The organism is Rathayibacter sp. VKM Ac-2928 (assembly GCF_022815545.1).
In the GTDB taxonomy this organism is placed as follows: domain Bacteria; phylum Actinomycetota; class Actinomycetes; order Actinomycetales; family Microbacteriaceae; genus Rathayibacter; species Rathayibacter festucae.
The window spans coordinates 330,313-342,570 of sequence record NZ_JALGRU010000002.1; the positions used below are offsets into that span (position 1 = coordinate 330,313).

The following is a 12,258-nucleotide window of genomic DNA, read 5'->3' on the forward strand; positions in this document are numbered from 1 at the left end:
TCGTGTCACTCACGCACACCGGAGTAACCGCGGACCTCGAGCCCTGCGGTCGGGAGGATCATCCCGACTGCGGCATCAGGGACGTCCTGACGCGGGTCGGCGACACCTGGTCGGTGCTCGTGATCGTCGAGCTCGCGAGCGGCGACCGGCGGTTCCGCGAGCTCCAGCGCGCGATCGACGGGATCTCGCAGCGCATGCTGACGCTGACCCTGCGCCGCCTCGAGCGCGACGGCCTGGTCGAGCGAACCGTCTTCCCGACCGTGCCGGCCCAGGTCTCCTATGCCCTCACCGCCTCCGGCAGCAGCCTCACCCACCTCGTGAAGGCCCTCGCCGACTGGTCGCTCGAGCAGCGGCCGGCGATCGCCGCGGCCCGCGACCGCTACGACGAGCGGAACCCGGGCCACGCCATCCGCTGACGCCCGGCCCGGGGAGGAGAATGGCCCGGTGGACATGCGGACCGTCGAGGTGCTGAAGGCGCTGGGCAACCCCACCCGCCTGCAGATCATGGAGTGGCTGCGGACGCCCGAGGCCTCCTTCAGCGAGTACGAGCCCATCGCCGACCGCGCGGAGTTCGGCGTGTGCGTCACCCATCTCGCCGCGAAGACCGGCCTCGCGCAGTCCACCATCTCCTCCTACATGGGGTCGCTGGAGCGCGCCGGCCTCGTGCGCTCGACGCGGGTGGGGAAGTACACGCACTACCGCCGGAACGCTGCGGACGTCGACGACCTTCTGCACCGCCTCGAGGACACCCTCTAGCGCTCGGGACGTAGCGACGTTTCGAGGATCGTCGATACGATGGCGGCATGAGCACCTCGTCGACGGCCGCCCCGGTGCGCCGCGCCCTCCTCGTCCAGGCCCATCCGGAACCGGGCTCGTTCTCCTCCGCCCAGGCCGACGCGGTGGCCGAGCAGCTGCGCACGGACGGGATCGAGGTCCGCCGGATCGACCTCTACGCGGACGACTGGGACCCCGTCCTGCACCGCGACCAGTTCGCGAGCGCACCCGGGTACTTCAAGCCGCAGGCCGAGCAGAGCGCCGCGGTCGCCGCGGGCACGCTCGGAGACCCGGTGCAGTCGCACCTCGACGCGCTGCGGGAGGCCGACCTCCTGGTGCTCTCGTTCCCGCTCTGGTGGTTCTCGATGCCGGCGATCCTCAAGGGCTGGATCGACCGGGTCTTCGTGATGGGCGCCGCGTTCGGCGGCGAGCACGGCGTCTTCGCCGAGGGCGGGCTGCGCGGACGGCGGGCCGTCCTGCTCCTGACCACCGGCGGCGGGGAGCCGGCGTTCGCGCCCGGCGCGGCCGACGGCTACGGCGAGCTGGACGTCTTCCTCGCGCACATCCACCGCGGCATGCTCGAGTTCGTCGGCTACGAGGTCCTGCCGCCCGTCGTCACCTACGCACCCGCCCGCCTCGACGCCGCCGAGCGCGCGGAGGCCCTGCGGAGCGCCCGCGCCCGGATCGCGGACCCCTTCATGCTGATCGAGTAGCCCGCATCGCGGGGCCTCATGCCGATCCAGCAGCCCGCATCGCGGGCCCCTTTCATGCTGATCGAGTAGCCCGCGCAGCGGGCGTATCGAGATCCACCGTCTCCAGCACGCCGGGTCTCGATACGCCGCCGGAGGCGGCTACTCGACCAGCATGGAAGGCACCGCCGGAGGAGCCTGCTCGACCAGCATGCGGGGCACCGCCTGAGGCTGCTACTCCGCAGGCGTCGTGGGCAGCAGCTCCGCCACCAGCGCCTGCACGCGGGCGCGGATGTCGTCGCGGATCGGGCGGACCTCCTCGAGGGGGCGGCCCTTCGGGTCGGCGAGGTCCCAGTCCTCGTAGCGCTTGCCGGGGAAGACCGGGCAGACGTCGCCGCAGCCCATCGTGATCACGACGTCCGAGGCCTGCACCTGCTCGGTCGTCATCAGCTGCGGCACGGCCTGCGAGATGTCGATGCCCTCCTCCGCCATCGCCGCGACCGCGACCGGGTTGATGCTCTCGCCCGGCTCGGAGCCGCCGGAGCGCACCTGCACGGCACCGCCCGAGAGCTCTCTCAGATAGCCGGCGGCCATCTGCGAACGGCCGGCGTTGTGGATGCAGACGAAGAGGACGGTGGGGGCGGTCATACGGCCGAATCTACCGACAGAGTCCACCGCGAGCACGCCCCTCGGGCGCCGGCGTGGACCAGCGCCCGCCCGCGCTTCTGGAGTCGCGGGCGCCCGCCCGCTCGACGCACACTGGCCGGGCCCCCTCCCGCGACGACCCCTCGGACGGATCACCGTGCTCACCGGACTCAGCGCCTTCCCGCTCACCCCGCTCCGCGACGACGCCGTCGACGAGCCGGCCTTCGCCGCGCTCGTCGAGCGCCTCGCCGCGGCCGGTGTCGACTCGATCGGGGCGCTCGGCTCGACCGGCTCCGCCGCCTACCTCGACCGCGAGGAGCGGCGCCGGGTCACCTCGCTCGCCGTGCGGCACGCGGGCGCCGTGCCGGTCGTCGTCGGGATCAGCGCACTGCGGACCTCGCAGGTGCTCGCCCTCGCCGAGGACGCGCAGGAGACGGGCGCCGCGGCGGTGCTCCTCGCTCCGGTGAGCTACCAGCCGCTGACCGACGACGACGTCCTCGGCCTCTACGAGGACGTCACCGCCCAGCTCTCCGTGCCACTCGTCGTCTACGACAACCCCGGCACCACGCACGTCACGATGACCGATGAGCTCTACGGCGCGATCGCCCGGCTGCCCCGCGTCGCCTCGATCAAGATCCCCGGCGTCCCCGCCGATCCGGCCGCCGCGGCAGACCGGGTGGCCGCGATCCGAGCGCAGGTGCCCGCGGGCGTCACGATCGGCGTCTCCGGCGACGCGTCCGCCGCCCGCGGCCTGCTCGCCGGCTGCGACGCCTGGTACTCGGTGATCGGCGGCACGCTCCCCGGCCCCGCGCTGACGATCGCGCGCGCCGCGCGGTCCGGCGACCGCGCCGCCGCCGAGGCCGAGTCCGCCCGGCTGCAGCCGCTCTGGAACCTCTTCGCCGAGCACGGCGGCAGCTACCGGGTGATCGCCGCGATCGCCGAGCAGCTCGGCCTCGCCGCCCCGGACTGCCTGCCCCGCCCCATCCGCGGCCTCGACGCACCGGCGCGTTCCCGGGTCGCCGAGGTCGTCGCCGCCCTCGACCTCGGCACCCCCACCGGCTGAGCTCACGGCGCGTCCACCGACCCCGGCGCGTCCAGCACCACCCGCCCGTCCAGCTCGAGCCGGTCGAGGAACGCGTCGTCGTGGCTGACGACGAGCAGTCCGCCGCGCCAGGCCCGCAGCACCTCGACCAGGTGGTCGGCCGTCGCCAGGTCGAGGTCGTTCGTCGGCTCGTCGAGCACGAGCAGCTGCGGCACCGGTCGCGCGAGGACCACGCCGGCGAGCGCCACCCGGAAGCGCTCCCCGCCTGAGAGCGTCGACGCGGGCCGGTCGACGATCGCGCCGCGCAGCAGCAGCCGCGCGAGGGCGTCGCGCAGGGCCGGGATCGGCAGGTCCGGCGCGGCCCGGGCGACGTGCTCGAGCACGGTGCGGTCGTCGTCGAGCATGTCCTCGCGGTGCTGGGCGAGGTAGCCGATGCGGTCGGTCAGCGCCCGCGCGTCCGTGCCGGGCACGGGATGCGGATGGTCCGGCTCCGCGCCGACGAGCCGCTCGAGCAGCAGGGTCTTCCCGGTGCCGTTGGCGCCGATCAGGCCGAGGCGCTCGGGGCCTTGCAGCACCGTGGTCCGGCCGCGGACGGTCAGCTCGGCGAGCCGCCGGGTCGCGGGCACAACCGGGTCGGGGAGGTCGAGCCGCACCGCGTCGTCGTCGCGGCGCCGCCCGGACGCCTCGTCGACCCGGTCCTTCGCGCGCGCCTCGGCCTCGGCGTGACCGGAGCGGAGTCGGCCCGCGGTCCCCTCCGCGCGGCCGCGGCGGAAGTCGGAGGCGCCCTTCGGCATCGACCGCCCCGACTTCTCGCCCGCCTTCGCGCGCCGGGCGATCGTGGTCTGCGCCTCGATCCGCTGGCGCTTCTCGGCGCGCAGCACCTGCTCGGCGACGCGGACGTCGCGCTCGACGGCCGCGCGCTCGACGGCGAGCCGCTCCTCGAAGTCGGAGAACGTGCCCGCCGAGGTGCGCAGGTCGCCGTCGCGCAGCTCCGCGATCTCGTCGACGTGCTCGAGCAGCTCCCGGTCGTGGCTGACGACGACGAGGGTGCCGCGCCAGCCGTCGACGAGCGCGAGCAGCAGCCGCCGGGAGCGGCGGTCGAGGTCGTTCGTCGGCTCGTCGAGGACCGCGATCGGCCGGCCGCGCAGCGCCACCCCCGTCACGGCCGCGAGGACCGCCTGCCCGCCGGAGAGCATCGAGACGGGGCGGAGCAGATCGGTGGCGTCGAGATCGAGTCCGGCATGGCCCAGCGCGGCGACGGCCCGAGCCTCGACGTCCCAGTCGTCGGCGAGCGCCTCGAACCGGTCCGCCCCGGCGTCGCCGGCCAGGATCGCGTGCAGCGCGTCGAGCCGGCCGCGGATCCCGAGCAGATCGGCGACGGTGTCGTCGGCGCCGCGCGGAAGGCGCTGCGGCAGCAGGTCGACCGCGCCGGTCGCGGTGACGGTCCCGCCCGTCGGCGCGAGGTCGCCGGCGACGAGCCGCACGAGCGTGGACTTGCCGGCGCCGTTCGCTCCGACGAGGGCGGTGCGGCCGCGGCCGAAGGCGGCGGTCACATGGTCGAGGACGATCGAGCCGTCCGGCCAGGCGAACGAGCAGTCGGTGAGGACGAGGGACGGAGGGGTCGGTGAAGAGAAGGGCACGGTGCTCCCGGTGGTCGCGTCGGCGCACGACGACCACCGCTCTCCGCCGGGGCCGGAGCGCGCGTCCGCCCGGTTCAGCGGGCGGGAGCAGGGGTCGTCAGTGCGAGGGCAGCTGCTGCGTCGTGGACGCAGTACCGGTGCTGGTGCGCACGAGACCGTCTTTCCTGCGGGGAGCCCCCGTGTCCGCGAGCCGATCGGCCGGCCGGTGAGGTGGCCGCCCCGACGTCGCGGCTCGCGACGAGGTACGTTTCGACGGTACGCGCGGTGCGGGGGCGGCCGCAAGGGTGGGGTGTCTCTTCGCTACTGCACCAGCGCCAGCAGCGCGCGGATGTCGGCGGCGAGCAGGTCCGGCTCCTCGTGTGGCGCGAAGTGGCCGCCGCGGGGCATCGGCGTGTACCGGACGACGTCGTAGCTGCGCTCTGCCCAGCTGCGCGGCGGGTGCGTCAGATCGAAGGGGAAGACGGCGAGCGCGGTCGGCACCTCGACCCGGCCGACCCGCGCCGTCCGCCCGGTCGCGTACTCCCAGTAGGGCCGGAGCGACGTGGAGATCGAGTCGGTGAACCAGTAGAGCGAGGCGAGGGTGAGCAGGTAGTCGTCGTCGAAGCGGGTCGCGAGGTCGCCGCTGCAGTCGCTCCAGGCCCGGTGCTTCTCCAGGATCCAGGCGAGCAGGCCGACCGGCGAGTCCGACAGCGCGGGCGCGAGGGTGAGCGGCCGGGTCTGCTGCTGGTGCTCGTAGGCGCCCTCGTCCGCGAACCAGGTGCGCTGCTCCTCGAGGTGCTCGCGCTCCTCGGCGGTGAGGGAGTCGTCCTCGACGTGCTGCGGCGAGGCGACGGCGAGCAGATGGATCCCCGCCACCGCCTCCGGGTGGCTCTCGGCCAGCCGCGAGGTGATGCCCGCACCCAGGTCGCCGCCGTGCGCGGCGTAGCGGGCGAACCCGAGCTCCTCGGTCATCAGCCGGTGCCAGAGCTCGTGCGTCTGCTCGTCGAGGCCCGGCCGCTGCGGCGAGAAGGGGAACCCCGGCAGCGCGGGCACGACGACGGTGGCCGCCTCCGCCGGGTCGCCGCCGAACCGCGACGGCGAGGCGAGCCGCTCGGCGAGCGCCACCAGCTCGAGCGCGGTGCTGGGCCAGCCGTTCGTCAGGACGATCGGCAGGCGGCCGGGCGTCTCGGCCTCGAAGCGGAGATAGGCCATCGGCGTCCCGTCGAGGTCGGCCTGCGCCCACGGCAGCTCGCGCATCCGCCGCTCCTGCGCCGACCAGTCGAACTCCTCCGCCCAGCGCCGGGCCAGCCGCCGCAGCTCGGCCTGATCGGTCCCGGCCGGCCAGCCCTCGACCGGCCACTCCGGCGACCAGCGGGTCCGCCGCACGCGCTCGCGGAGCCCGGCCCACTCCTCGGCGGAGACAGCGGGAACCGGAGAGTCGGAGCGAGACCAGATCATCGCTCGACCGTAGCGGCGGGGCCGACATCAGAACAGGTCGGGGCTCTCCTGCTCCCGCGCCGTCGACGACTCGACGTCGGCGACCTCGTGGCGCAGCGACGCGGTGACGTCGCGGGCGCCGGCGACGGACTCGACCCGCACCGTCACGCGCTCGACGGGGACGACGGTCCGGGTGAGGGCGATCCGCTCCTCGTGCAGGACCACGACGATCGGCTCCTGCGGGGCCGCCGCGATCGCGTCGGGCAGCGGCGGGCCGTCGGCGATCGGCTCGCGGGTGACGCGCAGCTCCTCCCGGCGGACCTCGACCGTGATCGTGCGCTGCTCGGTCACGACGACCCGGCTGACCCGGACGCGCTCGGTGGCGTGCCTGCGCGTGCCGACGAGGAGGCGCTCCTCGTGCAGGACCACCTCGGCGGTCGGCGCCGGCTCGGACGCGGTCGGCTCGGTCGGTGTCGGCTCGGTCGGTGTCGCGCTCATGCGGTCCCCTCGATCTGCTGCGGACGCGGCCGGCCCTGCTCGGAGCGAGCGGAGCCGGCCGCGGGTGATGCGGGTGGTGCGGTCGTGCGCCTAGCGGGGGCGGCGCGCGGTGGTCGCCGGGGCGGCCTGCTTCGCCTGGTCGGCGGCGCGCTTGGCCTGCTCGGTGACGGAGGGGGCGTTCTGCGCCTCCTGCTGGATCTTCGGCGCCTCCTCCTCGGCCTTCGTGAGGATCGCCTCCCAGCGCTGCTGCATCGGCTTGATCAGGCCGCCGCCGGCGCCGACGATGATCACGCCCGCGATGATCGCGAGGACGGCGACGAGGATCGGCGTGGTGACCGTCGTCGCGACCTCGATCTGGTTCAGGGCCGCGGTGACCCCGAGGAAGAGGATGAACACCGCGACGATGTTCCCGAGGGCCTTGCCGTAGGAGAGGCCGCCCAGGGTGTTCTGGATCAGGCCCTTGGCACCCGCGGCGATCGCGGCGGCGAGGACGACGATGATGATCGCCACGATGATCTTCGGCAGGAAGCCGATGATGCCCTGCAGCAGATCGCTGACCGGGTTGGGGCCGAAGACACCGAAGGCGAACTGCAGCACGAAGAGCACGAGCGTGTAGTAGATGATCTTCGACACGATGTCGGACGCGTCCAGCGTCGAGTTCGCGAGGGCCTTCTTGATGCCGCCGCGCTCGACGGCGCGGTCGAAGCCGACCTTGGTGAGCAGGCGCGAGAGGCCCTTCTCGATGAGCTTGGCGACGATCAGGCCGACGATGAGGATGAGCAGGAACAGCAGCGCGAGCGGGACGAACGCGATGACCGCGGCCAGTCCGTTCTGCAGAGCGGCGGGGAGATCCATGGGGGAGCCTTTCGGGCACGGTCCGGAGCAGGACGGGTGAGGGTGGTGCAGGGGGTCGTGCGGGGTGGTGCGGGTGCGGCGGCCGGCGAGCGGTGCTGCTCACCGGCCGCCGCGGGTCCCGCTAGGAGCGCGCGTCGCGGTCGACGACGGTCTCCTCGGCGCCGGAGCGGGTGCCGGTGCGGGTGTCCTCGGGCTCGACGAGCTCGATCTCCTCGTGCGAGACGTCGGCGTCGACGGTGCGCTGCTCGGTCACGGTCTCGGTGCCGAGCGACACGCGCTCGACGGGGACCGTCTCCTTCGCGGTGACGACGCGCTCCTCGGTGAGGATCACCTCGTGCTCCTCCTCGCTGAGGTCGGGACCGGCGAGCGCGTCGCCGGCGTTCGCCTCGGTGATCGGCTCGCGGGTGAGGGTGACCTCGTCGTGGCTGACCGGAACCGTCTTCGAGACCTGCTCGGTGACGATGTGCTTGCGCAGGCGGGCGCGGCCGGCCTCGACCCGCTCGGTGCCGACGCGCAGGCGCTCCTCGGAGCGGGTCATCGCGTCGTCGGTCGTCGGGCCCGAGGTGTCGTGGCCCTCGGTGCCGCGGTCGCGGTCGGCGGCGCTGTCGGCAGTGCGGTCGACCCCACTGTCCGTGCCGGCGCCGCGGTCGGCGTCCTGGTCGTAGAGGGGCGCCTCGGTCGGCGCCGCGTCGGTGCCGCCGAGCCCGTAGTAGGAGTAGAGGGCCTGCTCCTCGTCGGCGGAGAGCTGTCCGTCGTCCTCGATGCGCGGGGCGTCCTTGACGAAGGCCTTCTCGTAGCCGACGCGGAGGACGCCGCCCTCGTAGCTCGCGTCCGCGAGGGGCGCGAACGACTCCGAGGAGCCGAACAGGCCGGTGCGGACGGTGACCCAGGTCGGGGTCTGCGTGCTGTCCTCGACGTAGACCTGGCCGACGGTGCCGATCTTGGCGTCGTCGCTGCCGTGCACGTCGGCGCCGATCAGGCTGTCGATGCTGCTGCTGTCGATCATGGTGCTCTCTCTTCTCTCCCGGGACGGTGCCGCGGGGTCGCTGGTGCGGGGCGGAGGCGAAACGGGGCGCGGCCACCGGCGCAGCGGGTTCTGCGGGGTGGTGCGCGCTCCTCGGGGAGGCGGACCGGCGCGGGGATCGCAGGGAGCACGGTCCGGCAGCGGCACACTTACAGCGTAAGCCTGGTCGGAGCTTACGGTGTAAGCGTTGTTACGGTGGAGGTGCTTGCCTTCGCGGCACCGCACCTGGTATCCGGGCGGGCGGGCACTGCAGGAAGGCGCGGTGCATGACCGACAGCGAGAAGCCGAAGCGGAGCGGCTCCCCCGCCCGCAAGCTCAGCCGGGACCTCATCGTGGAGACCGCGCTCGCGATGATCGACCGCACCGGCCCCGAGGCGCTCTCCATGCGCACCCTCGCGCAGGAGCTGGGCGTCGAGGCGATGTCGCTCTACCGCTACGTGCACGGCAAGGAGGACCTCCTCGAGGGCGTCATCGCGCTGCTGATGCGCGAGCTCACCGTGCGGCTGGACGAGGCCGAGAGCCGGCACTGGCAGGAGTTCCTGCAGACGGCCGCCCACGAGGTCCGGCGCATCGCGACCGACCACCCGAGGGCCTTCCCGCTGGTCGCGACCCGGCACCCCGCGGCCCCCTGGCTCCGGCCGCCGCTGCGCAGCATCGAGGCCGTGAACACCTTCCTCCGCTCGCTGACCGGCAGCGGGCTCACCGACGCGCAGGCCGTCGGCGCCTACCGCTCGTTCAGCAGCTTCCTGCTCGGCCAGCTGCTGCTGCAGGCCGTGGTGCAGGGCGCCGAGACCTCGCCGACCGACCTCCCGCTCGACGAGGGCGACGCGACGATCCCGCAGGGCGACGGGAACGTCTCCCTCGACGTCGCGCCCGAGGTCCGGCGGCTGCGCGGCCTGCTCAGCGAGGACCACAGCGACGAGGAGTTCGAGATCTCGCTCGAGGTGCTCCTCGACAGGCTCGACCGGGAGCTCTCGCAGTAGCCCTCTCCGGCTCCGCGGGGCACGGCGACCCCCAAAGACCCGTTTGACGGTTCGCGGGGCCGGGCGTGACGATGGCCGCATGTCCACTCTCGAGGAGCTGCGCGCCACCGCCCACCCGATCCGGCTCCGGCTGCTGTCCCTGGTGACCGGTGCCGCGGCGAGCGCCGCTGAGGCCGCGCGCGAGCTGGGCCTCTCGCAGGCGACCGCGAGCTACCACTTCCGTATGCTCGAGCGGGCCGGGCTGGTGCGGGTGGTCGAGACGGTGCGGCTGCGCGGCGGTGAGGCGAAGCGCTACCGGCACGAGTCCTCCGGGCGGCCGTTCGACGTGACCGCGACCGTCGAGGCCGGGCCGGCGGAGGACCGGCAGCTGTACCTGGAGGCGCTGATCGAGGAGCTGCGGCGCCGATCCGCGGCCCGCGCCGACGGACCGCAGCTCTCGACGGACGCCGAGCTCTGGGTCGACCAGGAGACCTGGCGGCGGGTCGTCCGGCACGTCGGCGAGGCGTCGGCTCTGCTGCACGCCGCGGCCCGGCCGCCCCGGAGCCCGGGCACGGTGCCGGTGTCGATGACGACCGCGCTGTTCCCGCTGCGGCGGCCGTGACTCCGCCGCCCGGGAGCCGAGCACGCGGCCCCCTCGCGCACCGCCCGTTCCGCCGGCTGCTCGCCGCCCGGACGACCGCCGTGCTCGGCAACGCCGTCGCTCCGATCGCCCTCGCCTTCGCGGTCCTCGACCTGACCGGCTCGGCGACCGACCTCGGCCTGGTCGTCGCCGCGCGCTCGCTCGCCAACGTCGCCGTGCTGCTGCTCGGCGGTGTCCTCGCCGACCGGCTGCCGCGCTCCGTGATCCTGGTCGGCACCTCGCTCGCCGCCGCCGGCACCCAGGCGGTCGTCGCCGCCCTGGTGATCAGCGGGACCGCGAGCATCCCCGCCCTCGTCGTGCTCGGCGTGCTGAACGGCGCCGTCGCGGCCGTGAGCCTGCCCGCCGCGTCCGCTCTGGTCCCGGAGACCGTCCCCGTGGGCGAGCTGCGCCCCGCGAACGCGCTGCTCCGCCTCGGCCTCACCGCCGGGACGATCGTGGGCGCGTCGGGCGGGGCGGCCGTCGTCGCGCTCGTCGGACCGGGGTGGGGGCTCGTGATCGACGCGGCCGGGTTCGCACTCGCCGCTCTGCTCTACTCCGGGCTGCGCCTGCCCGCGGCGACCCGGTCCCGCGCCCCCGGCTCCGTGCTCGGCGACCTCCGCGAGGGCTGGCGGGAGTTCTCCGGCCGGCGCTGGGTCTGGATCGTCGTGGCCCAGTTCACGGTGCTGAACGCGGCCTTCGTCGGCGCGACCACGGTGCTCGGGCCGGTGATCGCCGACGAGTCCTTCGGCCGCGCGGCCTGGGGGCTGGTGATCGCCGCGCAGACCGTCGGCCTCGCGATCGGCGCCGTCATCGCGCTGCGCTGGCGGCCGCGGCGGGCGCTGGCCATCGGCGTCGCGCTGATGGCGGTGACGGCCCTCCCGGTCGCGGCCCTCGGCGTCGTCCCCGCGCTCCCCGCCCTGATCGTCGCCTTCGCGCTCGGCGGCGTCGCGCTGGAGGTGTTCGCCATCGCCTGGGACCAGTCGCTGCAGACCCACGTGCCGCGCGAGGCGCTGGCCCGGGTCTACTCCTACGACATGGTCGGCTCGTTCCTCGCTGTTCCGCTCGGCGAGGCGCTCGTCGGGCCGCTCGCGGACCTCGTCGGCACGCGGGCCGTTCTGCTCGGCTGTGCGGCGGTGATCGTGGCGGCGTCGCTGCTCGCCTTCGCCAGCAGGAGCGTCCGCGGCGTGGGCAGCGCGCCGGCGGGCACAATGGCGGGCATGGACCCCGAGAACAGCCCGGCCGCGACCGAGACCAGCCCGCCCGACGCCGCCCCGGCCGCGACCGGCCGCTACGCGCACGGCCACCACGAGAGCGTCCTCCGCTCGCACCGCTGGCGCACCGTCGAGAACTCCGCGGGATACCTGCTGCCGCACCTCGCGCCCCGCGTCTCGATCCTCGACGTGGGCTGCGGCCCGGGGACGATCACCGTCGACCTCGCCGAGCGGGTCGCCCCCGGCCGGGTGCTCGGCGTGGACGCGTCGGCCGAGGTGATCGCGCAGGCCGCGGCCCTCGACTCCGCGGCGGAGTTCGAGGTGGCGGACGCCTACGCGCTGCCGTTCGCGGACGACTCCTTCGACGTCGTGCACGCGCACCAGGTCCTGCAGCACCTCACCCGTCCGGTCGACGCGCTGCGCGAGTGGGGCCGGGTCGGCCGCCTCGTCGCCGCGCGCGACGTCGACTACGCCGGCGTGCTGATCCACCCGTTCACGGAGGGCCTGCAGGCCTGGGCCGCGCTCTACCAGCGGGTGCACCGCGCCTCGGCCGGCGAGCCCGACGCGGGCCGGCGCCTCAAGGCCTGGGCGCGGGAGGCCGGCTTCGAGAGCGTCGAGGTCACCGCGTCGCTCTGGGTGTTCGAGAACGCGGAGGACCGCGCCTGGTGGGGCGGCATGTGGGCGGACCGGGCGGTCTCCTCCTCCTTCGCCACCGTCGCCCTCGAGCGCGGCCTCGCCACGCAAACCGAGCTCGAGGCGATCAGCGACGCCTGGCGCGCCTGGGCCGCCGACGAGGACGGCTGGCTCTCGATGCCCCACGGCGAGCTCCTCGCGCGCTGAGCGTCGCCGCGGCAGAGGTGCC

The 12,258-nt window shown here is 74.5% G+C and carries 13 protein-coding genes and 1 pseudogene; 8 read left to right on the plus strand and 6 right to left on the minus strand.

Annotated features, from left to right (window positions below; all coding sequences use genetic code 11):
• Nucleotides 1–2 precede the first annotated feature (2 nt).
• Genes MT350_RS09110 through MT350_RS09120 form a run of 3 tightly spaced genes read left to right on the plus strand, consistent with a single transcriptional unit; the run spans nucleotide 3 to nucleotide 1,487 of the window.
• On the plus strand, nucleotides 3–416 hold the full coding sequence (locus tag MT350_RS09110) for a helix-turn-helix domain-containing protein (RefSeq protein ID WP_243585752.1): 414 nt from the start codon (nucleotides 3–5) through the stop codon (nucleotides 414–416).
• A gap of 34 nt (nucleotides 417–450) precedes the next feature.
• Nucleotides 451–756: a helix-turn-helix transcriptional regulator gene (locus MT350_RS09115; RefSeq protein ID WP_243599793.1), complete on the plus strand. Its 306-nt coding sequence runs from the start codon at nucleotides 451–453 to the stop codon at nucleotides 754–756.
• Between the two features lie 47 nt (nucleotides 757–803).
• Nucleotides 804–1,487, plus strand: a complete 684-nt coding sequence (locus MT350_RS09120; protein ID WP_243599471.1) for an NAD(P)H-dependent oxidoreductase — start codon at nucleotides 804–806, stop codon at nucleotides 1,485–1,487.
• 210 nt (nucleotides 1,488–1,697) lie between these two features.
• Here MT350_RS09120 and MT350_RS09125 read toward each other — a convergent pair whose 3' ends face one another.
• Entirely contained in the window at nucleotides 1,698–2,111 is a 414-nt protein-coding gene (locus MT350_RS09125; RefSeq protein ID WP_123706188.1) for an arsenate reductase ArsC, read from the minus strand.
• Between the two features lie 154 nt (nucleotides 2,112–2,265).
• On the opposite strand from MT350_RS09125, the gene MT350_RS09130 reads away from it, so the two are divergent.
• On the plus strand, nucleotides 2,266–3,171 hold the full coding sequence (locus MT350_RS09130) for a dihydrodipicolinate synthase family protein (RefSeq protein WP_243599470.1): 906 nt from the start codon (nucleotides 2,266–2,268) through the stop codon (nucleotides 3,169–3,171).
• 2 nt (nucleotides 3,172–3,173) lie between these two features.
• Here MT350_RS09130 and MT350_RS09135 read toward each other — a convergent pair whose 3' ends face one another.
• From MT350_RS09135 to MT350_RS09155, 5 genes are all read right to left on the minus strand, one after another.
• The gene (locus tag MT350_RS09135) at nucleotides 3,174–4,790 is read right to left on the minus strand and encodes an ATP-binding cassette domain-containing protein (protein ID WP_243615799.1); all 1,617 of its coding nucleotides are present in this window, start codon (nucleotides 4,788–4,790) and stop codon (nucleotides 3,174–3,176) included.
• A 300-nt stretch (nucleotides 4,791–5,090) separates the two neighbouring features.
• On the minus strand, nucleotides 5,091–6,227 hold the full coding sequence (locus MT350_RS09140; protein ID WP_243615800.1) for an epoxide hydrolase family protein: 1,137 nt from the start codon (nucleotides 6,225–6,227) through the stop codon (nucleotides 5,091–5,093).
• Between the two features lie 27 nt (nucleotides 6,228–6,254).
• Nucleotides 6,255–6,704, minus strand: coding sequence for a YsnF/AvaK domain-containing protein (locus tag MT350_RS09145; protein WP_243615801.1), 450 nt, complete (start codon nucleotides 6,702–6,704; stop codon nucleotides 6,255–6,257).
• Nucleotides 6,705–6,794: 90 nt separating this feature from the next.
• Nucleotides 6,795–7,559 carry a hypothetical protein gene (locus MT350_RS09150; protein WP_243599466.1) on the minus strand — a complete coding sequence of 255 codons (765 nt, stop codon included), beginning with the start codon at nucleotides 7,557–7,559 and terminating at the stop codon, nucleotides 6,795–6,797.
• A gap of 121 nt (nucleotides 7,560–7,680) precedes the next feature.
• The gene (locus MT350_RS09155; protein WP_243599465.1) at nucleotides 7,681–8,565 is read right to left on the minus strand and encodes a DUF2382 domain-containing protein; all 885 of its coding nucleotides are present in this window, start codon (nucleotides 8,563–8,565) and stop codon (nucleotides 7,681–7,683) included.
• A gap of 284 nt (nucleotides 8,566–8,849) precedes the next feature.
• Between MT350_RS09155 and MT350_RS09160 the strand changes: the two genes are divergently transcribed.
• From MT350_RS09160 to MT350_RS09175, 4 genes and pseudogenes are all read left to right on the plus strand, one after another.
• The gene (locus MT350_RS09160) at nucleotides 8,850–9,566 is read left to right on the plus strand and encodes a TetR/AcrR family transcriptional regulator C-terminal domain-containing protein (protein ID WP_123706181.1); all 717 of its coding nucleotides are present in this window, start codon (nucleotides 8,850–8,852) and stop codon (nucleotides 9,564–9,566) included.
• A 79-nt stretch (nucleotides 9,567–9,645) separates the two neighbouring features.
• Nucleotides 9,646–10,167 (plus strand): helix-turn-helix domain-containing protein, encoded by a 522-nt coding sequence (locus MT350_RS09165; RefSeq protein ID WP_243615802.1) that lies wholly within the window; start codon nucleotides 9,646–9,648, stop codon nucleotides 10,165–10,167.
• Nucleotides 10,164–11,342 (plus strand): annotated as a pseudogene (locus MT350_RS09170) (MFS transporter); the annotation flags it as partial. The gene MT350_RS09165 and the pseudogene MT350_RS09170, both read left to right, overlap by 4 nt.
• Nucleotides 11,343–11,402: 60 nt before the next feature.
• Nucleotides 11,403–12,236: a methyltransferase domain-containing protein gene (locus tag MT350_RS09175; RefSeq protein ID WP_374206637.1), complete on the plus strand. Its 834-nt coding sequence runs from the start codon at nucleotides 11,403–11,405 to the stop codon at nucleotides 12,234–12,236.
• Nucleotides 12,237–12,258: the final 22 nt, after the last annotated feature.

What these genes read in the sequence shown, in the direction of transcription:
- MT350_RS09125 (WP_123706188.1), bottom strand. Translation starts at nt 2,111, where the DNA reads ATGACCGCCCCCACCGTCCTCTTCGTCTGCATCCACAACGCCGGCCGT.
- MT350_RS09165 (WP_243615802.1), top strand. Translation starts at nt 9,646, where the DNA reads ATGTCCACTCTCGAGGAGCTGCGCGCCACCGCCCACCCGATCCGGCTC.
- MT350_RS09155 (WP_243599465.1), bottom strand. Translation starts at nt 8,565, where the DNA reads ATGATCGACAGCAGCAGCATCGACAGCCTGATCGGCGCCGACGTGCAC.
- MT350_RS09150 (WP_243599466.1), bottom strand. Translation starts at nt 7,559, where the DNA reads ATGGATCTCCCCGCCGCTCTGCAGAACGGACTGGCCGCGGTCATCGCG.
- MT350_RS09160 (WP_123706181.1), top strand. Translation starts at nt 8,850, where the DNA reads ATGACCGACAGCGAGAAGCCGAAGCGGAGCGGCTCCCCCGCCCGCAAG.
- MT350_RS09145 (WP_243615801.1), bottom strand. Translation starts at nt 6,704, where the DNA reads ATGAGCGCGACACCGACCGAGCCGACACCGACCGAGCCGACCGCGTCC.
- MT350_RS09120 (WP_243599471.1), top strand. Translation starts at nt 804, where the DNA reads ATGAGCACCTCGTCGACGGCCGCCCCGGTGCGCCGCGCCCTCCTCGTC.
- MT350_RS09175 (WP_374206637.1), top strand. Translation starts at nt 11,403, where the DNA reads ATGGACCCCGAGAACAGCCCGGCCGCGACCGAGACCAGCCCGCCCGAC.
- MT350_RS09115 (WP_243599793.1), top strand. Translation starts at nt 451, where the DNA reads ATGCGGACCGTCGAGGTGCTGAAGGCGCTGGGCAACCCCACCCGCCTG.
- MT350_RS09140 (WP_243615800.1), bottom strand. Translation starts at nt 6,227, where the DNA reads ATGATCTGGTCTCGCTCCGACTCTCCGGTTCCCGCTGTCTCCGCCGAG.